This window comes from Sphingomonas sp. UYAg733 (genome assembly GCF_054057355.1).
This window is the reverse complement of record NZ_JBSRZE010000003.1, coordinates 299914-326227: the sequence shown is the minus strand read 5'-3', so window position 1 is coordinate 326227 and position 26314 is coordinate 299914. Positions and strand designations below refer to the sequence as shown.

General features: G+C 62.0%; 24 protein-coding genes. 14 read left to right on the top strand and 10 right to left on the bottom strand.

The genetic code is table 11. The features are described 5' to 3' along the window. Window positions 1-6 precede the first annotated feature (6 nt). The 4 genes from ACVWZA_RS08940 to cysS form a co-directional block, all read right to left on the bottom strand. Window positions 7-141, bottom strand: coding sequence for a hypothetical protein (locus ACVWZA_RS08940; protein WP_457310839.1), 135 nt, complete (start codon window positions 139-141; stop codon window positions 7-9). Between the two features lie 130 nt (window positions 142-271). After that, window positions 272-1642 (bottom strand): class II 3-deoxy-7-phosphoheptulonate synthase, encoded by a 1371-nt coding sequence (locus ACVWZA_RS08935; protein WP_457310875.1) that lies wholly within the window; start codon window positions 1640-1642, stop codon window positions 272-274. Window positions 1643-1933: 291 nt separating this feature from the next. After that, window positions 1934-2869 (bottom strand): NAD(P)-dependent oxidoreductase, encoded by a 936-nt coding sequence (locus ACVWZA_RS08930; RefSeq protein ID WP_457310838.1) that lies wholly within the window; start codon window positions 2867-2869, stop codon window positions 1934-1936. Continuing rightward, window positions 2869-4320, bottom strand: coding sequence for a cysteine--tRNA ligase (gene cysS / locus ACVWZA_RS08925; protein WP_457310837.1), 1452 nt, complete (start codon window positions 4318-4320; stop codon window positions 2869-2871). The genes ACVWZA_RS08930 and cysS overlap by 1 nt, the downstream gene beginning before the upstream one ends. Window positions 4321-4489: 169 nt before the next feature. Here cysS and rpsU point away from each other — a divergent pair, with 169 nt between their 5' ends. The 9 genes from rpsU to rfbB all read left to right on the top strand — a co-directional run bounded on the left by rpsU (window position 4490) and on the right by rfbB (window position 11693). Beyond that, window positions 4490-4696, top strand: a complete 207-nt coding sequence (gene rpsU / locus ACVWZA_RS08920) for a 30S ribosomal protein S21 (RefSeq protein ID WP_069203433.1) — start codon at window positions 4490-4492, stop codon at window positions 4694-4696. Window positions 4697-4784: 88 nt separating this feature from the next. Next, window positions 4785-5384 (top strand): FKBP-type peptidyl-prolyl cis-trans isomerase, encoded by a 600-nt coding sequence (locus ACVWZA_RS08915; RefSeq protein ID WP_457310836.1) that lies wholly within the window; start codon window positions 4785-4787, stop codon window positions 5382-5384. 48 nt (window positions 5385-5432) lie between these two features. Beyond that, a complete protein-coding gene (locus ACVWZA_RS08910) occupies window positions 5433-6071 on the top strand; it encodes an FKBP-type peptidyl-prolyl cis-trans isomerase (protein ID WP_457310835.1) in 639 nt (212 codons plus the stop codon). A 128-nt stretch (window positions 6072-6199) separates the two neighbouring features. Continuing rightward, entirely contained in the window at window positions 6200-7609 is a 1410-nt protein-coding gene (locus tag ACVWZA_RS08905) for a cytochrome ubiquinol oxidase subunit I (RefSeq protein WP_457310834.1), read from the top strand. Next, window positions 7606-8613 (top strand): cytochrome d ubiquinol oxidase subunit II, encoded by a 1008-nt coding sequence (gene cydB, locus ACVWZA_RS08900; RefSeq protein ID WP_457310833.1) that lies wholly within the window; start codon window positions 7606-7608, stop codon window positions 8611-8613. The genes ACVWZA_RS08905 and cydB overlap by 4 nt, the downstream gene beginning before the upstream one ends. Next, window positions 8613-8732, top strand: coding sequence for a DUF2474 domain-containing protein (locus ACVWZA_RS08895; protein ID WP_457310832.1), 120 nt, complete (start codon window positions 8613-8615; stop codon window positions 8730-8732). Before cydB ends, ACVWZA_RS08895 begins: the two co-directional genes overlap by 1 nt. A gap of 93 nt (window positions 8733-8825) precedes the next feature. Continuing rightward, window positions 8826-9695, top strand: coding sequence for a UTP--glucose-1-phosphate uridylyltransferase GalU (gene galU / locus ACVWZA_RS08890; protein ID WP_457310831.1), 870 nt, complete (start codon window positions 8826-8828; stop codon window positions 9693-9695). A 61-nt stretch (window positions 9696-9756) separates the two neighbouring features. Continuing rightward, the gene (rfbA, locus tag ACVWZA_RS08885; protein WP_457310830.1) at window positions 9757-10635 is read left to right on the top strand and encodes a glucose-1-phosphate thymidylyltransferase RfbA; all 879 of its coding nucleotides are present in this window, start codon (window positions 9757-9759) and stop codon (window positions 10633-10635) included. After that, the gene (gene rfbB / locus ACVWZA_RS08880; RefSeq protein ID WP_457310829.1) at window positions 10632-11693 is read left to right on the top strand and encodes a dTDP-glucose 4,6-dehydratase; all 1062 of its coding nucleotides are present in this window, start codon (window positions 10632-10634) and stop codon (window positions 11691-11693) included. The genes rfbA and rfbB overlap by 4 nt, the downstream gene beginning before the upstream one ends. 121 nt (window positions 11694-11814) lie before the next feature. Here rfbB and ACVWZA_RS08875 read toward each other — a convergent pair whose 3' ends face one another. From ACVWZA_RS08875 to ACVWZA_RS08865, 3 genes are all read right to left on the bottom strand, one after another. Beyond that, window positions 11815-12255, bottom strand: coding sequence for a hypothetical protein (locus tag ACVWZA_RS08875; protein ID WP_457310828.1), 441 nt, complete (start codon window positions 12253-12255; stop codon window positions 11815-11817). A 144-nt stretch (window positions 12256-12399) separates the two neighbouring features. Then, a complete protein-coding gene (locus ACVWZA_RS08870) occupies window positions 12400-13164 on the bottom strand; it encodes a metallophosphoesterase family protein (protein ID WP_457310827.1) in 765 nt (254 codons plus the stop codon). 119 nt (window positions 13165-13283) lie between these two features. Next, the gene (locus ACVWZA_RS08865) at window positions 13284-14546 is read right to left on the bottom strand and encodes a glycosyltransferase family 4 protein (RefSeq protein WP_457310826.1); all 1263 of its coding nucleotides are present in this window, start codon (window positions 14544-14546) and stop codon (window positions 13284-13286) included. Between the two features lie 345 nt (window positions 14547-14891). Between ACVWZA_RS08865 and ACVWZA_RS08860 the strand changes: the two genes are divergently transcribed. From ACVWZA_RS08860 to ACVWZA_RS08840, 5 genes are all read left to right on the top strand, one after another. Beyond that, a complete protein-coding gene (locus ACVWZA_RS08860; RefSeq protein WP_457310825.1) occupies window positions 14892-16190 on the top strand; it encodes a sugar transferase in 1299 nt (432 codons plus the stop codon). Between the two features lie 161 nt (window positions 16191-16351). Beyond that, window positions 16352-17092: a polysaccharide biosynthesis/export family protein gene (locus ACVWZA_RS08855; RefSeq protein ID WP_457310824.1), complete on the top strand. Its 741-nt coding sequence runs from the start codon at window positions 16352-16354 to the stop codon at window positions 17090-17092. A gap of 52 nt (window positions 17093-17144) precedes the next feature. Further along, the gene (locus tag ACVWZA_RS08850) at window positions 17145-19382 is read left to right on the top strand and encodes a GumC family protein (protein ID WP_457310823.1); all 2238 of its coding nucleotides are present in this window, start codon (window positions 17145-17147) and stop codon (window positions 19380-19382) included. A 6-nt stretch (window positions 19383-19388) separates the two neighbouring features. Next, window positions 19389-20684, top strand: a complete 1296-nt coding sequence (locus tag ACVWZA_RS08845) for a tetratricopeptide repeat protein (protein WP_457310822.1) — start codon at window positions 19389-19391, stop codon at window positions 20682-20684. Next, complete coding sequence (locus tag ACVWZA_RS08840; RefSeq protein WP_457310821.1) at window positions 20681-22036, top strand: O-antigen ligase family protein; 1356 nt, start codon at window positions 20681-20683, stop codon at window positions 22034-22036. The genes ACVWZA_RS08845 and ACVWZA_RS08840 overlap by 4 nt, the downstream gene beginning before the upstream one ends. A 504-nt stretch (window positions 22037-22540) precedes the next feature. Here ACVWZA_RS08840 and ACVWZA_RS08835 read toward each other — a convergent pair. From ACVWZA_RS08835 to ACVWZA_RS08825, 3 genes are read right to left on the bottom strand one after another with little or no spacing between them, the layout of a single operon-like run. Further along, window positions 22541-24025 carry an MBOAT family O-acyltransferase gene (locus tag ACVWZA_RS08835; RefSeq protein ID WP_457310820.1) on the bottom strand — a complete coding sequence of 495 codons (1485 nt, stop codon included), beginning with the start codon at window positions 24023-24025 and terminating at the stop codon, window positions 22541-22543. 3 nt (window positions 24026-24028) lie between these two features. Continuing rightward, the gene (locus ACVWZA_RS08830; RefSeq protein WP_457310819.1) at window positions 24029-25177 is read right to left on the bottom strand and encodes a hypothetical protein; all 1149 of its coding nucleotides are present in this window, start codon (window positions 25175-25177) and stop codon (window positions 24029-24031) included. 18 nt (window positions 25178-25195) lie between these two features. Then, window positions 25196-26278 (bottom strand): acyltransferase family protein, encoded by a 1083-nt coding sequence (locus tag ACVWZA_RS08825; RefSeq protein WP_457310818.1) that lies wholly within the window; start codon window positions 26276-26278, stop codon window positions 25196-25198. Between the last annotated feature and the right edge of the window lie 36 nt (window positions 26279-26314).

Genomic DNA, 26314 nt, shown 5'->3' with positions numbered 1-26314 from the left:
TATCGATCAGGAAGAGGTGCCTACGCCGTCATTTTGCGTCGCGCCGCCAACAGCAGTCGCTTTTGCGGGAACGACATCAATTACAGGAGCAGTCCAGACGGGCTTCGCTTCGGTCGCGACGGTCTGCTGAATCTTGTCCATGAGATAACCCCTTAATTGGCTGGCGGCTTAAACTATCCTCTTCAGGTCTAAACCAAGCAGCTGGAATTTACAACCATAACGGAAAAATTTTGCAACGCTGCAGATATCAGTCAATAGCGGTCGGGGGCAGTCAGGCCGCCACCCGCCGCCGCTCGGCCATCTCCACATTCAGCATCTCGGCGAGCAGGAACGCCAGTTCCAGACTCTGGCCGGCGTTCAACCGCGGGTCGCAATGTGTGTGATAGCGGTCGGCCAACGACTGCTCGGTAACATCGACCGCACCGCCGGTGCATTCGGTCACGTTCTGCCCCGTCATCTCGGCATGGATGCCGCCGGCGATCGACCCTTCGGCGCGGTGGACGGCAAAGAAGCCGCGCACTTCGGCGAGGATGCGGTCGAACGGCCGCGTTTTGTAGCCATTGGCGGCCTTGACCACGTTGCCGTGCATCGGATCGCAACTCCACACCACCGGATGGCCTTCGCGCAGGACCGCGCGGACCAGCCTGGGCAGGCCGGCCTCGATCTTGTCGTGACCATAACGCGTGATCAGCGTCATGCGACCGGGGATGCGGTCCGGGTTGAGCGTGTCGAGCAGGCGCAGCAGCGCGTCGGGCTCGAGGCTCGGGCCGCACTTCATGCCGATCGGATTGCCGATGCCGCGCAGATACTCGACATGAGCGCTGCCCTCGAAGCGGGTGCGATCGCCGATCCACAGCATGTGCGCGCTGGTGTCGTACCAGTCGCCGGTCAGCGAATCCTGCCGCGTCAGCGCCTGTTCGTAACGCAGCAGCAGCGCTTCATGGCTGGTATAGAATTGCGTCTGGCTCAGCTGCGGCACGGTCTCCGGGCTGATGCCGCACGCCTCCATGAAGTCGAGCGCCTCGCCGATGCGGTCGGCGACGTCGGAATATTTCTTCGCCCAGGGGCTTCGGCCCATATAATCGTGCGTCCAGCGATGCACCTGGTGCAAATTCGCATAACCGCCGGTGGCGAAGGCGCGCAGCAGGTTGAGCGTCGCCGCCGACTGCGAATAGGCGCGGATCATACGCTGCGGGTCGGGCTGGCGCCCGGCAGCGGTAAAGTCGATATCGTTGACGATGTCGCCGCGATAGGCGGGCAATTCCACATCGCCCTGGATTTCGGTGTCGGCGGAGCGCGGTTTGGCGAACTGTCCCGCCATACGGCCGAGCTTCACCACCGGCAGCTTCGAGGCATAGGTCAGAACCACCGCCATCTGCAGGATGACGCGGAAGGTGTCGCGAATGTTGTTCGCGCTATGCTCGGCAAAGCTTTCGGCACAGTCGCCGCCCTGAAGCAGGAAGGCCTTGCCCTCGACCACCTTGGCGAGATCAGTGGTGAGGTTGCGGGCCTCTCCGGCGAAGACAAGCGGCGGGAATTTTTCCAGCGCGTCGGTCGCGGCGTCGAGTGCCACGAGATCGGCATAGGTCGGCATCTGCCGCGCCTCGGCCTTGGTCCAGCTGTCAGGTGCCCAGGTGCTCATGTCATTCTCCATGCGTATCGCGATGTACCAGTCGGCATGGGTCGCGATGCCGTTCGCCGCGATCTGGTTGACGACCGGGCCGCTGGCGCGCTTGCCATCCTCTTCCCAGCCCTGAACCGTGCTGCCCGGCGCGCTGTACCACGCGCCGAATGCCGCCCGGGTGAGCGCGCGCTCCTCGCGGAAACGCTTGATCTTTATGCCGGCCATTGTCGTCATGCCGGGGCTGTTACCCAGTTGGGGTAATACAGGCAAGAGAGGATTTCCCCGATAGGGTAAATCGTCTCGCTTGGGTCAATAGCCTGCGATTAGATCGACGACATTCTCCATTGGGCGTCCGGCCATGAAGGCATCGAGATTCTTCAGGAACAGGGTGCCGGCACGCTGAAACATCTTGGTCTGGCTGCGGCCCGACAAATGCATGGTGTGGATTGCGTTGGGCGCATCCCATAACGGATGTTCGGGCGGCAGCGGCTCGGGGGTGACGGTATCGAGAAAGGCGCCAGCAATGCGATGCGCTTTTAGTGTCTCGATCAGCGCGTCCTGATCGACCATGTCGCCGCGCGCGATGTTGATCAGCCATGCGCTGCGTTTCATCGCCGCGAGTTCGTCAGCGCCGAACATCGCCTTGGTTTCGCCGGTCGAGGGGGCTGCGAGGATCACCCAGTCATAATCGCCGAGCTTTGCGCGCCATGTGCCGGGGGTGAGGGTTCCGTCACGGCCCGAGCGGGTGACGCCGGTCACGGTCACGCCGAAGGCGGCGAGGCGGTCGCCGATCAGCCTGCCGATCGCGCCATAGCCGATGATCAACGCGCTCGTGTCGAGCAGCTCGACCTGGCCAGGCGCGGCGATCGTCCATTCATGACGGTCAGCGAACCGCACCACCTCGTCGAAACGCTTGGCGGCGGCGAGCACACCCATCACCGCATATTCGGCAACGGCGACCGCATTGATGCCGGTGCCATTGGTAACGATGACGCCGCGTTCCTGCAGCAGGTCGAGCGGGAAGGCGTCGAGCCCGGCAAAGATGGTCGAGAGCCATTTGAGTTGCGTGCCGCGTGCCGCGATTTCACCCGAATGCGCCGAACGCTGCATATCGACCCAGGCGATATCGGCATCGAGCACCATCTGTTGGGCGTCTTCGCGCGTGGTGAACCATGCGGCCTCGAGTCCGGCGGGCAGATGCGGTTCGAGCAGAGGGCGAGCAAGGGCTGGGAGGACGGCTTTCATCAATTCAATCTCCAATCCCAGCCGAGCGGATCGCCGTCCATCACGTCCACACCAGCGCTGGCGAGTTCGTCGCGAATCGCATCGGAGCGGGCGAAATCCTTGTCGGCCCGCGCCTGTTTGCGGTCGGCGAGGCGAGCGTCGATATCTTCTGCAGTCACCGTCGCGGTCGCGGGGCGCACGCGCAGGTCGGCGCGGGTGACGGTGGCCAGTTCGAGACCCAGCACAGCGTCGAACCCGGTTAGCGCGGCGAGACGATCGCTAGCCGTGATGCGCTTGTCGGCAATCATCTCCTCCAGCACGGGCAGCGCGCGGGGCGTGGCGAGGTCGTCGGATACCGCCTCCTCTAGGCGCGCTAGATAGGCGGCTGCCTTGTCGGCATTGCCCGGCGCGTCGCTGCGCAGCTTCTCGATCGCCTGAACCAGTCGCTTCAACCGCGTCGCGGCGGCGGCGAGGTTGTCCCAGGTGAATTCAAGCTCGCTGCGATAATGCGCCTGCAGGCAGAGCAAGCGATAGACGAGCGGATGATAGCCCGCATCGACCAGAACCTGGAGCTTGAGGAATTCACCGGTCGATTTCGACATCTTGCCGCCGCGCCCCTGAGGATCTTTGGCTACTAGAAAGTTGTTGTGCATCCAGATGCGCGCCCCGCTGTCGCCGCACGAGCAGAATGCCTGATTCTGTGCGATCTCATTGGGGTGATGTATTTCGCGGTGATCGATGCCGCCGGTATGGATGTCGAACGGATGGCCGAGATGTTGGTGGCTCATCACGGAGCATTCGAGATGCCAGCCCGGTGCGCCCTTGCCCCAGGGAGAATCCCATTCCATCTGGCGCTGCTCGCCCTCCGGCGACTTGCGCCAGATCGCGAAATCCTGCGGGTGGCGCTTGCCCGAGACCGGGTCGATGCGGCTTTCGCCCCCATCTTTATCGACATCGGACACGGAGCGCGCGAGGCGACCATAGTCGGACACGCTGGTCGAATCGAAATACAGGCCCGAGTCGATCTCGTAGCAATGTTCGGGCGCGATCTTCTCGGCGAAATCGATCATCTGCGCGATATGGTCGGTCGCGACGGTCCATTCGGCTGGGGGCACGATATTGAGGCGGGCGACATCGTGCTTGAATGCGCCGGTATAATGCGCGGCGATCTCCCAGATCGATTTCGCCTGGGCGACCGCCGCCTTTTCCATCTTGTCGTCGCCGACATCGGCATCCGAGGTCAGGTGACCGACATCTGTTATATTGATGATGTGTTTGGTTGGCCAACCCTTCCATCTGAGCACGCGGCCGAGCGTGTCGGCGAACAGGAAGGCGCGCATATTGCCGATATGCTGATAGTTATAGACTGTCGGGCCGCACGTGTAGACGCGCACCAATGACGGATCGATCGCCTCGAAGCCTTCGAGCGATCGGGTGAGGCTGTTGTACAGGGTGAGGGGCGTGCCGGTCATGGCGCGGGACATAGCGGGGCAAGGCGTGGGTCGCAAACATGCGGTTTCCTCTTGAGATGCCCCGTTTCGTCTTGAAAAGCATGTCGTGCGCTGGTAGGGCGCACGCCTTCGCGGCGCGGACCCATGTCTGCGACGACCTATATCTATTGATTCGGAGCTGCACCGGTTTATGCAAATCATCGTTCGCGACAACAACGTCGACCAGGCCCTGCGTGCCCTGAAGAAGAAGCTGCAGCGCGAAGGCGTCTATCGCGAAATGAAGCTGCGCCGGCATTACGAGAAGCCGTCGGAAAAGCGCGCTCGCGAGCGTGCGGCGGCGATCCGTCGTGCACGCAAGCTCGAGCGTAAGCGCCTGGAGCGTGACGGCGCACGGTAAGGGTCCCATGGGGTCTTCGGGCCCCATGACTTTCTCTCGATTCAGCAGCTCAGGTGCCCTGGTGGTGCCGCGTCAGGGTTAAGCGCCGATGTCAGCGATCACCGCGGTTCCGTTGCAGCCCGTCAAGCGGCGCGTGCTGGTGTATCTGTGGATCGGCATCGCGCTGCTCATGTGTGGCGCGGTCGCGCTGGCGCAGATGGCGCCGGGTGATCCCGTCACGACCTATCTTGCCAAGAACAAGGCGGCAAAGGGCGTCGTGCAGACCGAATCGGGCCTGCAGTACAAGATCATCGAGCCCGGCACCGGCGATGTCCGTCCGACCGATGCGGACGTCGCCCTGGTCAATTACGAAGGAAAGCTGACCAACGGCACGACCTTCGACAAGTCACAGCAGCCGACGCCGATGCCCGTCTCCAGCGTAGTGCCGGGCTTTTCCGAAGCGCTGAAGCTGATGCCCAAGGGCTCGAAGTATCGCGTCTGGATCAAGCCGAGCCTTGGTTATGGCGACAAGGTCACCGGACCGATCCCGGCTAATTCGATCCTGGCCTTCGATATCGAGATGCTCGATTTCATGCCAGAAGCGACGCTGCGACAGATGCAGATGCAGCAGCAGATGATGCAACAACAGCAGGGCGGCGCACCGGGCGGCATGCCGCCGGGCGCCGGTGGACCGCCTCCGGGCCAGTAAGCCGCGACGTTTCGCCGCGACTGCAGTCCTTTTTTGAAAGATCCGCCAATGGCGACGCCTCCTGTCACTTCCTCCACGCTGCCCCCGTTCGCGCCATCGTCGGGAGCGAAATCGGGTAATGGCCGGGCGTTGATCTTCGGCCTGATCGGCATCATCGTCGGCGTGCTTGGGACGCTGGGTGTCATCCAGGGTCAGGCCTATCTTCACACACAGAGTGTGTCGGGTGCGACCTTCCTCGCCAAGAATCGCGGTGGCGACAAGACGATCGTCGAGACGCCATCGGGCCTTCAGTATAAAGTGCTGACGGCGGGCAAAGGCGCCAAGCCGACCGATACCGATATCGCGCTGGTTAATTACGAGGGCAAGCTGACCGACGGCACGACCTTCGACAAGTCGCAACAGCCGACACCGATGAAAGTCACTGAGGTCGTGCCGGGCTTCTCCGAGGCACTGAAGCTGATCCCCAAGGGAGGCAAGTATCGTTTCTGGATCAAGCCGAGCCTGGGTTATGGCGAAAAGGTAACTGGCCCGATCCCGGCCAATTCAGTGCTGGTGTTCGATGTCGAGATGGTCGACTTCCTGCCCGAAGCGACAATCCGTCAGATGCAAATGCAGCAACAGATGATGCAGGGGCAGGGCGGTGCGCCGGGCGCGAATGCGGCGCCGGGCGGCACCCCGAAGCAATAACTGCAGCAATAACTGGCGCTTGCTCGTTTCAGCGAAATGAGTGACGTCAACATGCAGGCGCGGACGCGCCGCACGCACTTGCACCGGATCGGCCATAGGCGCAGACCGTCGGCAGAGGTGCTGTCCAAATGTTCGACTCCGTCGATCCGATCCTTCTCGCGCGCATCCAGTTCGCTTTCACCGTCAGCTTCCATTTCATCTTTCCGGCCTTTTCGATCGGCCTGGCGAGCTATCTCGCGGTACTCGAAGGTCTGTGGCTGCGTACCGGCAAGCAGCTTTATCTCGACCTGTTTCGCTTCTGGATAAAGATCTTCGCGGTCGCCTTCGCGATGGGCGTCGTCTCGGGCATCGTCATGTCCTATCAGTTCGGCACCAACTGGGCGGTGTTCTCCGACAAGACCGGGCCGGTGATCGGGCCTTTGATGGCGTATGAAGTGCTGACCGCCTTCTTCCTGGAGGCAGGTTTCCTCGGTGTGATGCTGTTCGGGATGAAAAAGGTTGGCAAGGGCCTGCATTTCGCCGCGACCTGCTGTGTCGCGACCGGTACCTTCGTCTCGGCTTTCTGGATCCTGTCGGCGAATAGCTGGATGCAGACGCCGACCGGTTTTGTGATCAACGCCGCCGGGCAGTTCGTGCCCGGGCCGAGCTGGGCCGCGATCATCTTCAACCCGAGCTTTCCCTATCGCCTCGTCCACACGGTGACCGGCGCGTATCTGACCACCGCATTGGTCGTCGGCGCGACCGGCGCATGGCATTTGCTGAAGGACGGCGGCAATGCCCATGCACGAAAGATGTTTTCCATGGCGATGTGGATGGCCGCGCTGGTCGCGCCGGTGCAGATTTTCGTGGGAGATATGCACGGGATCAACACGCTGGAACACCAGCCCGCCAAGGTCATGGCAATGGAAGGGCATTATGACAGCCACCCGGACGGCGCGCCGCTGATCCTGTTCGGCCTGCCCAACGCCAAGGAAAAGCGTGTCGATTATGCGGTCGAGATTCCAAAGCTTTCGTCGCTGATCCTGAAGCATGATCTCAACGCGCCGCTCGCCGGCCTGGATACAATCCCCGACGACCGCGAACCGCCGGTGGCGATCGTCTTCTGGTCGTTCCGGGTGATGGTCGGGCTCGGCACGGCGATGCTCGGCCTCGGACTGTGGAGCCTGATCGCACGGGCGCGGCGCAAACTCTATGACTGGAAATGGCTGCATCGCGCCGCGTTGGTGATGGGGCCGGCTGGGTTCGTCGCGGTCATTGCCGGATGGATCACGACCGAGGTCGGGCGGCAGCCCTTCACGGTCTATAATCTGCTGCGGACCACGCACAGCGCATCGCCGTTGGCCGCGCCGGCGGTTGGCGCGTCGCTGATTGCCTTTGTTATCGTTTATTTCGCGGTGTTCGGGATCGGCGTCTGGTACATATTGAAGCTGATGCGGAAGGGGGCCGAGGCAGGCGAGCCAGAGATCACCAACGCGCCGATCCGCACCGCAGGCCTCACACCATCGCCCGCCCAGCATCCTGCGGAGGTGCAGCAATGAGCGTCAATGTCGATCTCGCGACGGTGTGGGCATTCATCATCGCCTTTGCCGTGTTCGCCTATGTCGTGCTCGACGGTTTCGACCTCGGAATCGGTATTCTCTTCCCGGTATTCGGCGTTGGGGAAGAGCGCGACCAGGCAATGAACGCGATCGCGCCGGTATGGGATGGCAACGAAACCTGGTTGGTGCTCGGCGGCGGTGGCCTGATGGCAGCGTTTCCGCTGGCCTTTGCGATCGTGATGCCGGCGCTTTATCCGCCGATCATCGCGATGCTGCTTGGACTCGTGTTTCGCGGTGTTGCGTTCGAGTTCCGCTGGCGCGATCCGCGGCACCGGGCGTTCTGGGATTTCGCCTTTACCGCCGGGTCGGTCACCGCGGCATTGGCCCAGGGCATCGCGCTTGGCGCGCTGCTGCAGGGTATCGAGGTCAATGGCCGCGCCTATGGCGGCGGCTGGCTCGACTGGCTGACGCCGTTCACCGTCCTGACCGGGCTTAGCGTGGTGGCCGGTTATGCTTTGCTCGGCGCGACCTGGCTGATCGCCAAGACCGATGGCGGCGCGCAGAAACATGCCTATCGGCTTGCCAAATGGTCGGGCGTGCTCACGCTGGCCGCTATTGCCGCGGTGAGCTTGGCGACGCCATTTCTCGATCACGATTATTATAGCCGCTGGTTCCAGATGCCGGGCTTGCTGCTGACCGCGCCGGTGCCGGTGCTGATCGCAATCCTCAGCCTGGCCTTTTGGCGCGCGCTTGGGCGGGATGCGCAATCCATGCCGTTCCTGATCGTCCTCGCCGTGTTCGCTTTGTGCTTTGTCGGTCTTGGGATCAGCATATATCCTTTCATCGTGCCCGATCAGGTGACGATCTGGCAGGCGGCAGCGCCCGAATCGAGCCAGATCTTCATGCTCATCGGGGCTGGTGTGATGGTGCCGATCATCCTCGCCTATACCGGCTGGGCCTATTGGGTGTTCCGCGGCAAGGTCGGCACTGACGGCTATCATTGATGGAAAGCGATGCCGGCCCGCTATGGAAGCGTCTCGCCTGGATGGCGGCGATCTGGGCGGGCAGCGTAGCAGCGCTTGGCGTGGTCGCGATGCTAATTCGCTGGTGGTTGATGGGCTGACCCGTGCCGCGCTCGGTCGAGCGCAACTCCCCCTTCCAATAGCGCTGCAAGGCTCTTACGGCTCGCAAACTTAGTGTTTCAGGATCAAACCCGATGAGCTTCAAGCCGCTTCGCAAGGCCGTATTCCCTGTCGGAGGGTTGGGCACGCGCTTTCTGCCGGCGACCAAGGCGTTACCCAAGGAAATGTTGCCGGTGGTTGATCGGCCGCTGATCCAATATGCGGTGGATGAGGCGATCGAAGCCGGGATCGAGCAGATGATCTTCGTCACCGGCCGGGGCAAATCGGCGATCGAGGACCATTTCGACATCGCCTACGAACTCGAAACGACCATGGCACATCGCGGCAAGTCGATGGATTTGCTACACCAGACCCGGTTGAAGCCAGGCGCGGTTGCCTATGTCCGCCAGCAGGAACCGATGGGTCTGGGTCACGCCGTATGGTGCGCGCGCGATATCGTCGGTGACGAGCCATTCGCGGTGCTGCTCGCCGACGATTTCATGGTCGGCGAGCCGGGCTGTTTGAAACAGATGGTCGAGGCGTATAACAAGGTCGGCGGCAATCTGATCTGCGCGCAGGAAGTACCCCAGGATCAGACGCACATGTACGGCGTCATCACCCCGGGCGCGCGCAATGGTGCGCTGACCGAAGTGCGCGGCCTGGTCGAGAAGCCGAAACCGGGCACCGCGCCGTCCAACCTGTCGGTGATCGGCCGCTACATCCTGCAGCCGGAGGTGATGCGGATCCTCGAGACACAGGAAAAGGGCGCGGGCGGGGAAATCCAGTTGACCGATGCGATGGCGCGGATGGTTGGCGATCAGCCGTTTCACGGCGTGACCTTTAACGGCCAGCGTTACGACTGCGGTGACAAGGCCGGTTATGTCCAGGCCAATCTGGCGGTTGCGCTCGGCCGTGACGATATCGGCAAGGCGGTGCGCGCCTTTGCGGTCGATCTGCTGCGCTGACCAGACACCTTTAACCTATCCGCGTTAGACCGACCGTTCCGGGAGAGGACAGGTCGGGGCGATGAAGGGTATTATTCTGGCGGGAGGCAGCGGCACGCGGCTCTATCCGGCGACATTGGCAATATCGAAGCAATTGCTGCCGGTGTTCGACAAGCCGATGATCTATTATCCGCTGTCGGTGCTGATGCTCGCCGGCATTCGTGACATTCTGATCATCTCCACACCGCGCGACCTGCCGATGTTCCGGCTGTTGCTGGGCGACGGCTCGATGTTCGGCATCAACCTTGTCTATGCTGAGCAGGAGTCGCCGCGCGGCCTGCCCGAAGCGTTCCTGATTGCCGAGCGGTTCCTCGCTGGCGAGCCGTGTGCGCTGATCCTTGGCGACAATATCTTTCACGGCGACGGGCTGGGCGGAAAGTGCCGTGCCGCCGCGCAGGCGGCCGAGGCGGGCGCCGCGACGGTGTTCGCCTACCAGGTCGACGATCCGGAGCGTTACGGGGTGGTATCGTTCGATGCCGATGGTCGCGCCTCCTCGATCGAGGAAAAGCCCGAGGTTCCGGTGTCGAACTGGGCATTGACCGGGCTCTATTTCTGTACCGCCGAGGTGGTGAAGATCGCGCAGGGCCTGACCCCTTCGGCGCGGGGCGAACTGGAAATCGTCGATGTGCTTCGCGCCTATCTCGCGGCGGGGATACTCGAGGTCGGCAAGCTCGGGCGCGGCTATGCCTGGCTCGACACCGGGACGCACGATTCGCTGCACGACGCATCGTCCTTCGTGCGTACGATCGAACGGCGGCAGGGCATCAAGATCGCCTGCCCGGAGGAGATCGCGCTCGATCTCGGTTATCTTGATCCGGCAGCGTTGATGACGCGCGCCGATTTGCTCGGCAAGACCGATTATGCGCGCTATCTGCGCCATTGTGCGGCGCAGGCCGCGTGATACGCGTCATCTCCACTCCGCCCGAACGGACCGTATTGGTCACCGGAGGTGCGGGCTTTATCGGATCGGCGGTATGCCGGCACCTGATCGCCGACGGGCGCACCCGGGTAATCAATCTCGACAAGATGACCTATGCCGCGTCGCATGCGGCGCTCGTTGAAATTGAGGGGTCGCCGAATTACCGGTTCGTTCAGGGCGATATCGCCGATCGGCGCCTCGTCGCAGATGTGCTTGCGACTGAACGGGTCGATGCGATCATGCATCTGGCTGCGGAAAGCCATGTCGATCGGTCGATCGACGGGCCGGCGGTGTTCATCGAGACCAACATCACCGGCACTTTTCATATGCTGGAAGCAGCACTTGATCACTGGCGATCGCTGAGCGGGGAGGCGCGGGCCAATTTCCGCTTCCATCATGTGTCGACCGACGAAGTGTTCGGTGACCTGCCGTTCGACGATAGCAAGTTCAGCGAGGACTCGGCGTATCGGCCATCATCGCCTTATTCGGCGTCGAAGGCGGCGGCGGATCATCTCGTCCGCGCGTGGCATCACACCTATGGTTTGCCGGTTGTACTGTCCAATTGCAGTAACAATTACGGGCCCCATCAATATCCCGAAAAACTGATCCCGCTAACCATCACACGCGCTGCCGCAGGCGAGACCCTGCCGGTCTATGGCACGGGCGCGAACGTGCGTGACTGGCTGCATGTGACGGATCACGCACGCGCCCTGGATATGGTGATGACGCGCGGCGAGCCCGGCGCGACTTATGTCGTGGGGGGACGCGAAGAGCATAGCAATATCGCGGTCGTCGCGATGATCTGTGACCTGATCGACGAACGGATGCCATCATCTACGGGGCGACGGCGAAATCTGATTCGGTTCGTCGAGGATCGGGCGGGACACGACCGGCGCTATGCGATCGATCCATCCCGGATCGAGCAGGCGCTCGATTGGCATCCGGAGATACGCTTTCGGGAAGGTTTGGCGGCGACCGTCGACTGGTATCTGGCAAAGCAGGTGGCTGATTGCGAAGCGGCTTCAGCCACACAGAGCTAATCCCGCGGAATGCGCACAGCATTTGCCGCTACAAAAATGCGTGCGGTACACACAATCCATAGCATAAGAAAACGGGGCCGAACTTGCGTCCGACCCCGTTCAACTTTGTATCGCAAAACGACTACGGGCTGGCAGGCGCACTGTCGTTGTTATCGACAGCGACATAGATGCCGGCGCCAACGGCAATAGCCGCAAGTATAGCAACGATCGTGCCGCCCGAACGATCATCCGATTCGCCAGCTTCAGTACCGTCCTGCGCAGCCGCGAAGGACTTCGGCGCCGTTAGGCATGCCGACTTGCCGACCGACAGGATCGACGTCGGCTTGAGCGCGTAGCTGCAACCGGTCATCGCGACCTTGGCGTTTGCCTTGCCGCGCGTCAGGACGCGGTCGCCAGCATAAAGCGTCTGACCAGGATAGGCTGCGATCAGCTTGCCCTCACGAGCAACGAAAGTGCCCTGGCTAGCCGAAGTGAGCTTGCCAACAGATTGCTCCGACGCCGCGAACAGCGGCGACGAAAGGCTCGCCATTAGGATGGCGGCGGTTACCCGCGAAAATTTCATTTCAGTCTCCCTTTAACCGCTTCAATTTGTAGGCTCTTGAGTCCGATACCGCCGGCATGTCGATTTGTCCACCCGAAAATCGATCTCGCACCGGACAGATATCGAAATTCGAGGGCGCAACGCGCGGCATGTCACAAGGTTCCATCAAAAGCGAGCTGTCAGGAAACGTCGTCCGGTCCCCTCAATACACAAGGCCGTCAAAATTCCCGATGTATAGGCGCCCGTATCAATACCAATTCGGTTGAAATGTTCGTCAGGTCCATCGCTAATGGTATGTCCATGAACAACAACAAGCTGATGATCGACTATACTGTCCAGGAAATCTTCACGAATCCAGCGCAAATCTTGAATCGTCTGTTCTTGTATTGGAACGCCAGGCCTGATGCCGGCATGAACGAACAGGTAATCGCCGAACTGAAAACTATCCACAAAACCGTCGATAAACGCCAAATGGTCGTCGGGAATTGCGCGCCGCACCAAAGCCGCGGCCGCCGGAGGATCGAGCAGCGCGAGTCGCCCGACCTCCACGCCATAGCTCTGCGCACATTCATAGCCGCCGTAGCGTAACCAGTCGCGAAACTGGTCGGTGTCCCGATCCAGCACGCGCACCAGCATCTCCTCGTGATTTCCCATTACGAACACTGGCGTGGGTAGGAAATTTCGCGCCTGCAGCAGAAAATCGAGCACGCCGCGCGAATCAGGCCCGCGGTCGATCAGGTCGCCGAGAAAGATGATATATTCGCGCTGGCACGGATGCGCGCGCCGATCCGCAGCGATCTCGTCGATCAGGGCGCGCAGCAAGTCGAGCCGGCCATGCACGTCACCGATCGCATAGGCGCGCGCATCGGGCGGGCCGCTCGGTACGCGCGCTGGTTTGGGCTTGCGCCCGATCTTTCCGAAAATTCCCACGTGCTCAAAAATCCCGCTGGACTGCGCTACCCGATTCGATAACCGGGATAAACCGCAGCCTTATACGCCCGCCGCGCAGTTTTGTTGCGCTGCGCCAACGATCACGACGCGATCAAGGTTCACCGCCGATGTGATCCAGCCCCGATCTGGTCGAGTAACATGCGCCAACGATCTAGCGTTCGCGCTTTTGTGTAGTGACGATCAAGAATCTCTCGCGCGACAGCACCCATGCGGTCGCCACGCGGCCGATCGTCGGCGAGCGTGACAATGGCTTTTGCCAGCGCCACGGCGTCGCCCGGAACCGCCGACAGACAGGCATGGCCGGGTTCGAGCAGCCGGATCAGTTCGCCATCCGCCGCGCAGACGGCGATGACCGGCCGCGCTGCGGCGCAGATGCCGAACACCTTGCTCGGCACGATCAGGCCTTCGAATTCCGGCCGGAGCGAAACCCAGTGCGCATCGCCGGCGCCAAGCGATTCGGAAAGTCGCTCGCGTGGCTGATAGGGTGCGAAGCGGAAGCTGGTCAGGCCCAGTTCGGTGACGCGGGTGGCCAGTTGATCCGACATGTGGCCGCCACCGATGAACAGGAAGACGATGTCGCGCCGCTCGCGAAGCGCGATCGCCGCTCTGATCAGCGTGTCATATTCGTGCGCACGACCGAGGTTGCCCGAATATTCGAGCACGAACGCGTCGTCGGGAATGTTCCATTCCTGCCGGAGCGAGGGCGAGCGGATCGGGGAGGGGGTGATATCGACGTCGTTCGACCAGTTTGGGATGACCGCGATCCTGTCCCGCGCCACCCCCATTCGTTCGACCCGTTCGGCCATCAGGTCGCCGATCGCAACGACACGCGCCGCGTGCCGAAAGGACCAGTTACGCAGCGCGGCCAGAAGCTTGCCGACCGGACCGTCAGCGATCCGCACGCCGTAGGCGCCGGCGATTTCCGGATAGAGGTCCTGAACCCAATGGACCAAGGTCGCACCGCGCAAGCGGGCGGCGATGGCAACCGGTACGGATAGCAGCGGCGGATCAGTCTTCACGACGAAGATCGTGCCGCGACGCGCCAGCCGAAGCGCCGCGACGAACGCCGTGACGTAATATGCCAGGTACGCGCCGATCCGGCCGGCCATGCCGCGCCGTTGCCCGGGCGTGGCGGTGCGGACGACCGTTACGCCGCCACGATCCTCGCGGGCGGGCAGCAGTCCTTGATCCTGGCCGTAAATCGCCCGGCTGGAGACCACGGTTACGGTACGTCCATGTCCGGCGAGGTATTCGGCAAGGTCGGACAGGATCTGCGCGGTTGCGCTGTGGTCGGGCGCATAGAAGCGGTTGAAGAAAACGACCTGCACCGTCGCGCCCGATTTTGGTTCGCTGCCCGTCATCATGCGCGCCAAAGCACAACAGACGGTGTTGATCAACGGGCTGATCCAATCGGGGCGACACGCGGGCCGATTTTTCGCCGCTGATGTGATTCGTGACGCTGCGAGAACGCTGCACCTGCGAAGGGTTTGTATGTTGTGCGGATAATGGCGTATGGAGGTCGCGGTCGCTCAATCACGTTGCCATCGGGTCCGATTCTTACAATACCGGTAAGAACGATTTGATGTATGTTGTTGATCTTGAAGACTTGTATGGGGAACCGCAATCATGTGGACCCAATCGGGCAACATCTATATGCCCGACCCGAGCTAAAGCGCCGGTCGGGGCCTAACAAGGGGCTTTCAGCAATGCTGCAGTCGCGATTGCAGAGGCATCATGGTGTCGTAAAGTCGGCGGCGGAGCGTTTGCGCGTCCAGTTGGCGATCGGCCTGCTGGTCGCGGTCGTCCTGCCGGTGATGGCGCGCGCCAATTTCATGCCGCGGGGCATCCTCAGATACAGCACCAATTTCAATTCGATGATCGCGGCGACGATCGCGGTCGTGCTGGGCATCATGCTGTTCCGGCGATTCCGCAATTTCCCCGGCGTGCGCGCCTATGAATATGTGTTGCCGTCCTTCTTCACTTCTTATGGTCTGGTAACCGGGGTGCTGCTCGCCTTCCGCTTCGATTATGTCGTGTCGGTGCTGGTCGCGAGCCTCGGCTTGTCGATCATCACCTTTTTCATACTATGTTATTTCGGACTGCGCTCGACCGCCTATGTGTTTCATGTGGTGCCGTCAGGGGATGTTTCGCGGCTCGAGCAGATCGGCAATGTCGAGTGGATCCATATGGTCGAGCCGACCTTGCCGGCATCGCCCGGTTCGGGGATCGTCGTCGATCTTCGTGCCGATATCGACGACGAGTGGGAACGCCTGTTGGCCGATGCAGCGCTGGAAGGGATTCCGGTCTATCATTTGAAACAATTGCTAGAATCGATCACCGGGCAGCTCGAGATCGAACATATCTCGGAAAATGGCCTGGGATCGCTTGCGCCTAATGAGGGGTATGGCAAGGTCAAGCAGTTGGGCGATGTCGCGACCGCGATCATCCTGCTGCCCGCGCTTCTGCCGTTGCTGGCGATCGTCGCCGTCGCGATCAAGCTCGATTCGCGCGGCCCGGTGCTGTTCCGTCAGCAGCGTATGGGTTTCCGCGGCAAGCCGTTCCAGGTTTACAAGTTCCGCACCATGCGCCAGCCCGAGGCTGCAGTTGCGAGCAGCGACGATGAACGCAAGCGTGCGATGACGCAGGACGAGGATCATCGGATCACCGGCGTCGGTCGTTTCCTGCGCCGGACTCGGATCGACGAGATTCCCCAGATCCTGAACATCCTTCGCGGCGAGATGAGCTGGATCGGCCCGCGCCCCGAAGCGATATCGCTGTCGAACTGGTATCAGCGTGAACTGCCGTTCTACAGCTATCGCCATGTCGTGAAGCCGGGCATCACCGGCTGGGCCCAGGTCAATCAGGGACATGTCGCGGAGATCGGCGACGTACACTACAAGCTGTGCTACGATTTCTACTATATCAAATACCTGTCCGCCTGGCTCGACGTGCTCATCCTGTTCCGCACAGTCAGGACCGTGATCACCGGGTCGGGGTCGAAATAGAATCGCAATTATGTCAGCCAGGCCCTTGGCAGCGCGGCGATTTGCAGCGGACCCGGATCCGCTGCAAATATCCTGTCGGGTTGATTCCAGCGGGCCGGCTGCTAAACCGCCACGAATATGCGAGGGGCCCCCTTCGTCGTCGAATTTTATTGGAGCTGGCATTGATCGCTCACGCTGAACGCGGCCGCAGGGAATTCCTTGGCGCCCTCCCGCTGCTTCGCCGCAAATTGTGGCTGGTGATGTTTATGTCGCTCGCCTTGGCGGCGTGCGCCGACAAGCGCGGCGGCACTGTGCCTTATGGCGTACAGGATTTCGGTACGCCTGACGCGCCGGTCGCGCTGAAGACCGACGACAGCTATCATATCGGCCCTGGCGACACGCTGTCGGTGGTCGTCTTCCGCGTCCCCGATCTGACTGGCGACGTGACGGTCGACGTGACGGGCACCTTCACCATGCCGCTGATCGGCCAGGTCGAGGCAACCGGCAAGACGACCGATCAGCTGTCCGATGAGCTGGCGACCAAGCTTGGCACCAAATATCTGCAATCGCCGGAAGTGCGCGTCACCGTGAAGAGTGCGACCAGCCAGCGCGTGACGATCGACGGGTCGGTCAAGCAGGCGGGTATCTATCCGATCGCGGGATCGACCACGTTGATCCAGGCGATCGCGCTGGCGCGCGGCACCGATACCGATGCCAATCCGCGCCGCGTCGTTGTGTTTCGCACGATCAAGGGGCAGCGCCAGGCGGCATCGTTCGACCTGACCGACATTCGCCGCGGCATCCAGCCAGACCCTGAGATCTTCGGCAACGATATCATCGTCGTCGACGGCAACAGGGCGCGTCAGAACTTCAAGGATGCGCTAAGCACCGTGCCATTGCTCGCCATTTTCAGGCCGTTCTGACAATGGCTCGCGCCGCGTCCAGCACGAACGATCTCTACGATTCGGGGGTTTCATGAACGAGTATCAACCGCGACCCGACGACCGCGCTTTGCGCGGTCCCGGCCAAACCGCGCTGGTCGATCCGCGTTCGGCGGGGCTCGTCCCCTTCCGCGCAGCGCCGCCGGCCGAGGGCTCGATCGCCGAGATCGATCCGCACGAAATCTGGCGCGTTCTTACCAAGTGGCGCTGGCTGATCGCCGGCTGCACGGTGCTTGCCTTGCTTGTCGGGCTTGCCATCTCGCTGCTCGCGACGCCGATGTACAAGGCGGCGGTGCAAGTCGAGATCGCGCTTGCACAGGATGACATCACATCGAACAACGATCGTGGCAGCCGCCAGACGGCAGTGCGCGATCCGCAATATCTCGCGACCCAGATCGGCCTGTTGAAGAGCCGCTCGCTCGCCGAACGCGTGGTTGCCGACCTGGGGCTCGGCGGCAAGGCTGGCGCCGCCGATCGTCCCCGCGTCAATGCCGGAACGATCCAGCGCAACCTGACGGTGGTGCCTGTACCGGCGAGCCGCCTGATCAACATCACTTTTGTCAGTCCGTCACCAAAGCTGGCCGCGGACGTCTCGAACGCGATCGCTGACGGGTTCATCGCATCCAATCTCGAGCGTCAATATGGCGCGACATCCTATGCGCGGACCTTCTTGGAAAACCGCATCGCCAAGGTGAAGGGTCAGCTCGAAATATCCGAGCGGCAACTGGTCGAATATGCCCAGAAGGCCGGTATCATCGTCGTTAATCAGAACAAGGGCGACGATGGCGGCGATACGACGAGCAGCTCGCTGGACAGCGCATCGTTAGTCGCTCTCAATGAGGCTCTCGCTACTGCACAGAGCGATCGCATCTCGGCCGAGCAGAAATATCGCAACGCGCTGCGCACGGCGCCGCAGTCGCAGGTGGTGCAGAGCGCCGCAGTCCAGACGCTGATTGGGCAAAAAGCGGGGCTCGATGCCGAGTATCAGGACAAGCTCAACATCTACAAACCCGAATTCCCCGAGATGCAGCAGTTGCGGTCGCGGATTCAATCGCTGCAGCGCCAGATCACGGCGACTTCGGGCAGCATCTCGGGTGCCGCGGCGGGCGATCTGCGCGCGGAATATCTTACTGCAGTGGGTCGCGAAAATGATCTGCGGGGCAAGGTCAACGGACTGAAGACATCGGTCATGGATCTGCGCGGGCGCAGCATCCAGTACACCATTCTGCAACGTGAGGTGGACACCAACCGCCAACTCTATGACGGCCTGTTGCAGCGCTACAAGGAAGTCGGCGTTGCCGGCGGCGTTTCAAACAGCCTGGTGTCGATCATCGATCGCGCCAGGGCGCCGGGCGCGCCGTTCGCGCCGTCGATCACCAGCAACATGGCGTTCGCGCTGTTCCTCGGCCTCATGCTCGGCGTTGGCCTGGCGTTCGCGATCGAGTTCATCGACGACACGGTCAAGAATCCTGACGATATCAAGGACAAGCTCAAGCTGTCCCTGCTCGGCGTTGTGCCCACCGCGCCGAAGGGCGATGCGGTGGCCGAGTTGCTCAACGACCCGACTTCGGAACAATCCGAAGCATATTCGTCGGCGCGCAACTCGATCGATTTCGCGACCTCCGGTGGCGTTGCCAAGTCGATCCTGATCACCAGTTGCGCACCGGGCGAAGGTAAGTCGGTCAGTTCACTCGCTCTCGCGCAGAAGTTCGCGCGTTCGGGCCGTACCGTGCTGCTGATCGACGCGGACATGCGCAAGCCGACCTTCAAGGTGAAGCTGGAGGAGAAATGCGGCCTGTCGTCGCTGCTCGCCAGCCATGACAGCATCCGCAATCATATCGCGCGGACCAGCATCGACGAGCTTTACGTCGTACCTTCGGGGCCAATCCCGCCCAACCCGGCGGAATTGCTCGCCGGACGGCGGATGCGCGAATTGCTGACCGAGGCCGAGGGCATCGTCGACATCGTCATCATCGATTCACCGCCGATCCTCGGGCTTGCCGATGCGCCGCTGCTGTCGTCGATGTGCGAAGCGACGATCCTGATCGTGCAGGCGGGCCGTATCCGCCGACCAGTGCTCAAGCGCTCGGTCTCGCGCCTGCAGGAAGCCGGATCACATCTGATCGGTGTCGTGCTGACAAAGTTCAATGCTCGCACCTCGGGTTATGGCTACGGTTACGGCTACGGCTATGGCTACGGCTATGGCTATGGCCGCGAGAAAGAGGGCAGCCGGTCCGATCCGCAGCGTCAGCTCTCGGTCAACGCCGACTGATCGCAAATGCCACAACGCAACTTGCTGTATTCGAGCGCCACGCGTTGGGTGCTCGCGGGTGTGCTCGTGGTCGCTGCCGGTTGGGCTTCGCTCAGTCATGTCTATCGCGGCGCGCACCGCAAGATCGACGCTGTAACGATCGTCTTTGGCGAAGATCCAACTGTCTTGCAGACACGTCTGGTCGATCTGAACGGCGGGTTGGCGATAAGGTTCGGTGCGGCTGAGCGGGCGCGATTGTACAGTCGGCTGACAAGCAAGCCGCTCGACGGTTCGGCATTCGCGTTGCTTGCGCTCGATGCGACCGCGAAAGGCGACATGGTACGCGCGGCGAAGCTTGTCGAGCATTCGCTCGCACTCGAGCCGCGGACCCGGCTGGCCTGGTTGTGGCGGCTCGACCAGCAGATGCGGAATGGACGGACGGTCGAGGCGGCGAATAGCGCGCTCAGATTGCTTGCGATAGATCCCGGCCAATATCAGACCTATGTGCCGGTCCTTGCCGGGCTGGCGCGGGATCGCCGCAACATCCCGCAGATCGCAGCTGCATTGCAGGGCAATCCGGGGTGGCGCGAGCCGTTCCTCAGTACGCTGCAGAGCCGTGGCTTCGATCCGGGGATCCGTTTTGAGATTATGGATGCGGGCAAGAGCAATGTCTACACGATCGACCGCGAGCGCGCGGCATTCGTCGCCGACCTGATCGCGAAGACCGATTATGAGCGAGCCTATCTCGCCTGGATTTCTTATCTGCCCGAATCCGCCCTGGCGAGTGTCGATACACCTTACGATGCCCATTTCCGGGGCATGCCGGGGCCGCCGCCGTTCAACTGGCAGCTGACCGCTGCCGATGGCGATCGGGCCGAGGCAAACAATGGGCTCGACTTGTCCTATTCGGGGCGCAAGCCGGCGACCCTGGCAAGCCAGGTCGTTGTGCTGCAGCCCGGGCGCTACCGGTTGCGCAGCGTGGTGGCCAACGCCAGCAGTGACGGTCCGCCGAACAGCGGCGCGTCGCTGACCTGGCGTGCCTCTTGCTTGCCCGGCAATCAGCCGGTGGGTGAATTGGCGCTCGAAACGGACGTCGCCGGAAAGCCGCAGCTATCGGCGCCGTTCAGCCTGCCTGAATCGGCGTGCCCGGCGGTGTTGCTGTCGCTGATCGGAACGGCCTCCGAATTCCCGGTGCGGTTGGACGCGCGGATCGCGGGAGTCCAGTTCGAGCGCGCCAGCGCTGCAGATAGTGGCACCCAGCCGAGCCCGGCAACCACTCCGACATCGGCGATCCCGTCACCCAAGCCGTCGGTCGTGCCATGAATCGTATCGCGCCCATCATCCCCGCGACGATCTTCCTTGGCGTCGCGGTCGTTCTGGGTGGATCGTCCGGCGGCGGCGTTTTCGCCAATGCCGCGATCCAGTTCGCAGCCGCGCTGGGCATCGCGCTGGCGATCGTTTCGCGGCACGATTATCCCGGCGGAACGCAAAAGGGCTTGTTGCTGTTACTTTGCGCCGCATTCGGCCTCTGCCTGTTCCAGCTGATCCCGCTGCCGCCCGCTTTATGGTCGGCGCTGCCGGCGCGCGGGATCGTAGCGCAGGGACTGACCCTTGCTGGAATCGATCCGGGCTGGCGACAGATCAGCCTGACGCCCGAGGGAACGATCGGCAGCGCGCTCGCGCTGTTGCCGGTGATCGCCGCAGCGCTGATCGGCATGCGCACGCCGCGTGTCGGCCTGGTCGCATTGTTCATCATGCTGATCCTGCTGATGACGATATCGGTCGGTGTCGGCCTGGCGCAGCACGTGACCGGCATTCAATCGCCATTTTATCTTTATGCTATTTCCAACCGCGGCGAAGCGACCGGATTGTTTGCCAACAGCAACCATCTGGCAACGTTGTGCGTGCTGTCGATCCCGGCGGCGACCGCCCTGTTCGTCGCCCAGCGGGGAAAGACCAGGCCCAATGCCAGCTGGCTGGTTCTAATCGCGATCGTGCTGGTCGCGCTGTTCGGGGTGTGGATCGCCAACTCGCTGGCCGGGATCGGCCTGTCGCTGATCGGATTGGTGTCGATCTTTCTGATCGCTCGGCTGCGGCGTGGCGATAGCAAGATACGGACCGGCGTGATTGGGGCGATTGCGGTCGCGGTGCTGGCGATCGGCGTGGTCGCAATGGTAATCGTTTGGGGGCATGTGTCGAGCGGCCAGTTCTCCGCGGGATCGGAGATGGGGCGGCCGCAGCTCTGGAGCCGCACCGTGCGAGCGATCGGCGCGTTCATGCCATTCGGATCCGGTCTGGGCGGTTTTCGTTCGGTCTTCCCGCAGTTCGAGGACGCGCGCACGGTGACCCGCGTGTTCGCCAACCATGCGCATAACGATATTCTGGAAGTGATCATGACTGGCGGCGTGCCGGCGATCATCCTGATGGCCGGCTTTGCCGCATGGTGGTTACGCACTACGGTGATGATCTGGCGCGCATCGGCGCGCGATGCCTTTTCAGAAGCGGCCACGGTCGTCACCGGCATTATCATGCTGCACGAGTTCGTCGACTATCCGCTGCGTACCGCGGCGATCGGGGTGATCTTCGGCCTGTGCTGCGGCGTGATGGCGCGGCCGCGGCGCATCGTCGAGCCGGAAGAGAAACCCGTCCGCGCCAGCCGCCACCTCGCGGCTTGACCGTTCAGGAGCGTTGAATCCGATTCTTTTTGTGCTGAGCAGAGATCGCTTGGGCAGAGCCGCATCGGAACCTTGGTTGGAAAGACATTTGGCGCGCGCGAGTTCGACCGACTTAGGGTTGGGCTCGATGTCCCATATCTCCTCCAGCTCTAGTGTCGCCAACCTTGCCATTTTCTATTAAGGCTATGATATATAATGAATTATAGTCCTAGGATGTAAAGCGCTAGCCTAAGAAACGGGACATTACCGGTGTCCCATATCTCCCGCCGTTCGACCTCTCGGCTCCGTCGCTCGCGGTGATTCAACCATGGCACTGGGTGTGGTCTGGCATCTCTTGTCGGATTTAGGCCGCTCGATCTTTCTTATTGTCGAAACAGCATCGCCATGTGCGCAAAGGCCGCGAGCGGCGACCTGTCGGCGTCCGCCTCGATGTCGGCCTTGATCGACACGGAGCAACGCTGGCAGGCGTCGATCTGTGCGGGTGCCGACGCGCCGGGCGGCGGATCAGAACTGGAAGTAGATGAAGGCACTCTTCACTTCGAGCATCACGAATACCACCGCGATCGCGACGGTCAGATAGGCGGTCTTCGCCACGATCAGTGGCATGCCGTTGGCTGTGAAGCGCGGCACGATGCGGTCGCGGACAAACCAGACGATGAACATCGACGCGGTCAGCGCGGCGGCCATCATATAGCTGTTCGGGGCGAGCCCGAAGGCGTGATACTGGCGCGGGTCGAGCATCTTGCCCCACAACGTGACTGTGTCGCGCAGGCTGACCGCGCGGAACGGGATCCATGCCGCCATCATCAGCGGCAAAGTGATCGCGACGCCGATCAGCGCACCTAAGACACCACCGGGCATGCGAATACGCGGCGAGATGACACGCTGCGCCCAAACCATTGCGGCATGGTAGATGCCCCACAGGACGAAAGTCCAGTTGGCGCCGTGCCACAGGCCCATGATCGCCCAGGTCGAGAAGAGCGCGCGGGTGCGCTTGCCCTCGGTTACTTTGGCGGCGCCCGGCACATTCTCCGAACTCTCGGCCAGCGTATCCCAGGCGCCGTGCCCGGGCTCGCGGTAGCGGCCCATCAGCGGGATATAGACATAGTCGCGGATCCAGGTGGACAGCGAGATATGCCAGCGCTTCCAGAATTCGCGTGGAGAGGTCGAGACATAGGGGAAGTTGAAATTCTCCGGCACATAGATGTTCATGATCATCGCCGAGCCGATCGCGATCGACGAATAGCCGGCGAAATCGAAATATATCTGAAAGCCAAACAGGAAGGCGAGCGTCCAGGCGTCGAACGCGCTCATTTGCGCGATGTTGCCGCCGAAACCCTGGTCGACGAACCCGGCGATCGTGTCGGCCAGCACGACCTTGAGGAACAGGCCGGCGATGATGCGTTCGATGCCGCGGCGGACCTGCTGGCCGTCGAACGGCGCCGGATCCTTCAACTGCGGGATCAGGATGTCCGGGCGCATGATCGGACCCGCGACGAGATGGGGGTAGAAGGTCACGAAGGTCAGGTAGCGCAGCATGTTGCGCTCCGGCGGTAGATCGCGGCGGTAAACGTCGATCGTGTAGCTCAGCGTCTGGAAGATATAGAAGCTGATGCCGAGCGGCAAGATTATGTTGAGTGTGGTGAAGCTGGGATGAAAACCGAGCACTTCCGACAACGAGAAGATGCTGTTGCGGAAGAAGATGAAATATTTGAAGAATCCGAGGATGCCGAGATTCACCACGAGGCTGACCTGCATCAGCCGCTTGCGCTTGATCGGATCTTCCTGCCGGTCGATCAGCAGCGCGAGATAATAATCCATGACCGCGCTGCCGAGCATCAGGGGTACGAATTCGATCCGCCAGAAACCGTAAAAGGTCGTGCTGCCGAGCAGCAGCAGCCAGAGCCGCGCGTTACCCTTTAACTGCCAGTAGAGGATGCAGATGATCGGCAGGAACAGGCCGAGAAAGGTGACTGAATTGAACAGCATCGATCAGTATCCCATCCGGCGCGCGGCCTGGTCGATTCCAGCGGCGAGGCGCTTATGGCCGGCGGCGGTGAAGTGCATGAAATCGGCCTCCTTGAAGCCGAACAACTCGTCAGTGACGGTCGCCCATTCGGGGCCCGGCACGATCGGGTCGATATCGACGAACCCCGCGCCATGGCGCTTGGCCACCGCCTGCAGGTCGGCCTTGAACACCCGGTACTGCGCCATCGGGTAGGGACCATCGATGTCCTGGCGATAGGGCGGCACATAGAGCAGCACATCGACCCCTTGCGCGCGGGCATCGGCGACCATGCCGTCGATCAGTGCCATGCGGTCGCGATACACATTGCGATCGACCGGGCGTTTGCTGGTCGAATGGATGCCGAGCATCTGGTTGCGCAACGTGTGGACCGCAAAGCCAAGCGTGCCGCGCAGCGCGGGCTTGGACCGCCATAGCGGCCAATGCCGAGCCAGGAAGCGCGTGGCGTTACCCTCTGCCCGGGTCTGAAGGGATTGATGGCTTCCGGCCGCCTGGGGCGACAATGTTTTCAGGCTTTGCTGCATCGAAGGTGCGATGACCGGCCAATAAGGCCTCGACTCGAGGCTGGCGGTGACCTCCGGGCGTTCGACGAAATCGCCGACCGTTTCACGCACGCCGAGTTCGCGGATATCGTCATAGCATATCGGGAGGATGAGCAGTTTCGGACGGTAGGTCGGGGCGACCGCATTCCATACGATCGCCTCTTCGGTCAGGTTCGCATTGGGTTGGCTATAAGTGACGAGATATTTGCCGCGCTCGGCTAGCGCCCGGCGAAGCAGTTCAGGCGCGTTGACGTCACCGGGTTGATAGCGGTTGATCCCGGAGAGTTGCGAATTGCCGAACCACAGGACCGCCGGCGGCTTGCCCGCCCTGACCCAGGTGGCGACGCACTTGTCACTGTCGACCGCATCGCTGCATTGGGTGATCTGACCGCGCTGCGCGAAGCCGGAAGTCTCGGCGCCGAAGCCCGCATCCGCCAGCTTGATGAGGATATGAGTGCGCGCATATTCGAGAAGCGCCAGCGCGAGCACCGCACCGATCAACAGCGGCAGCCAGGCTTTCAGCCTTGCCCTTGGCAGTGCGGCCATGGGGGAGGGCGCGATCGGGTCGGTCATAAGGATCTTCCGATGAAATCAGGTCGCGGACGGGGTGGAGGCGGTGATTTGCATTCGCCGCCACGAATAACGCTTCTTCACGCGCAGCATCGGTTGTTCGACGAAGCGCCAGGACAATTCGGTAACGATCAGCGATATCGATATCTCGGCCGCCACGACGAGCAGGTAATTGGTCAGGTTGCCGGGCTGCCGGTATGCTTCGGCGGCGTGGAAGATCGGATAATGGTAGAGATAGAGGCCATAGGAGCGGCGCCCCAGATAGCGCGCGACCGGGCTGGCAAAGGCGCGGCGCAGCGGATCACCATCGGCCAGCCGAGGGATGGTGAAGATCAGGGCCGCGGAGAGCAGCGCGAATACGGTGAAGGCCGGCGCGACCTCCTGCATGAAATCGCGGGACGCGGAGAACAGGGTCGCGACGGTTGTGGCGAAACATATCCAGGCGAGCGGGCGAAGAAGGTGTTGCGGCATACGCGCGCTCAATGCACCTTCGCCGATCGCCAACAAGCAACCCAGCATCAGGCCGTCGGTCCGCGCCGGTGTGAAGGTGTAGAGCAAGGTCGGCGGGTAACCCGCTGCGAGCATGGCAAAGCGGATCGCGATGGCCGAGGCGATGACCAACGTTGCGAGGAGCGCCGCCGGTCTCAGCCCACGCTTCGACGCGAGGATGAACACGATCGGCCAGACGACGTAGAATTGCTCCTCGATCGCCAGCGACCAGGTATGGCCGAGGCTGCCGAGCGTCTCGGCAGGCAGGAAGTTGGCGAAGAACGCCATCACGGCCACCGCGACGGGCAGGCGGTCGGAGGGTGCGCCGGTCCATAACAGCATCGCGAGAATCAGGCAGACGAGGAGGGGCGGGATGATGCGGAACACGCGACGCAGATAGAATTCGCGCAGGTCGATACGGCCGGTCGCCTGGTGTTCGAGCATCATCAGTCTCGTGATGAGATAGCCCGAGATAACGAAGAAGATATCGACGCCGAGAAAGCCGCCTTGCAGCCGTCCATAGCTGGCATGGACGAGTAGGACAAAGCCGACCGACAATGCGCGCAGGCCATCGAGTTCGGGAAGGTAATCCCGTCTGTCCGCCGCCTGCGTCACATCATGCTCCCCCCGTGTCGCGCGGTGCCATGGCGC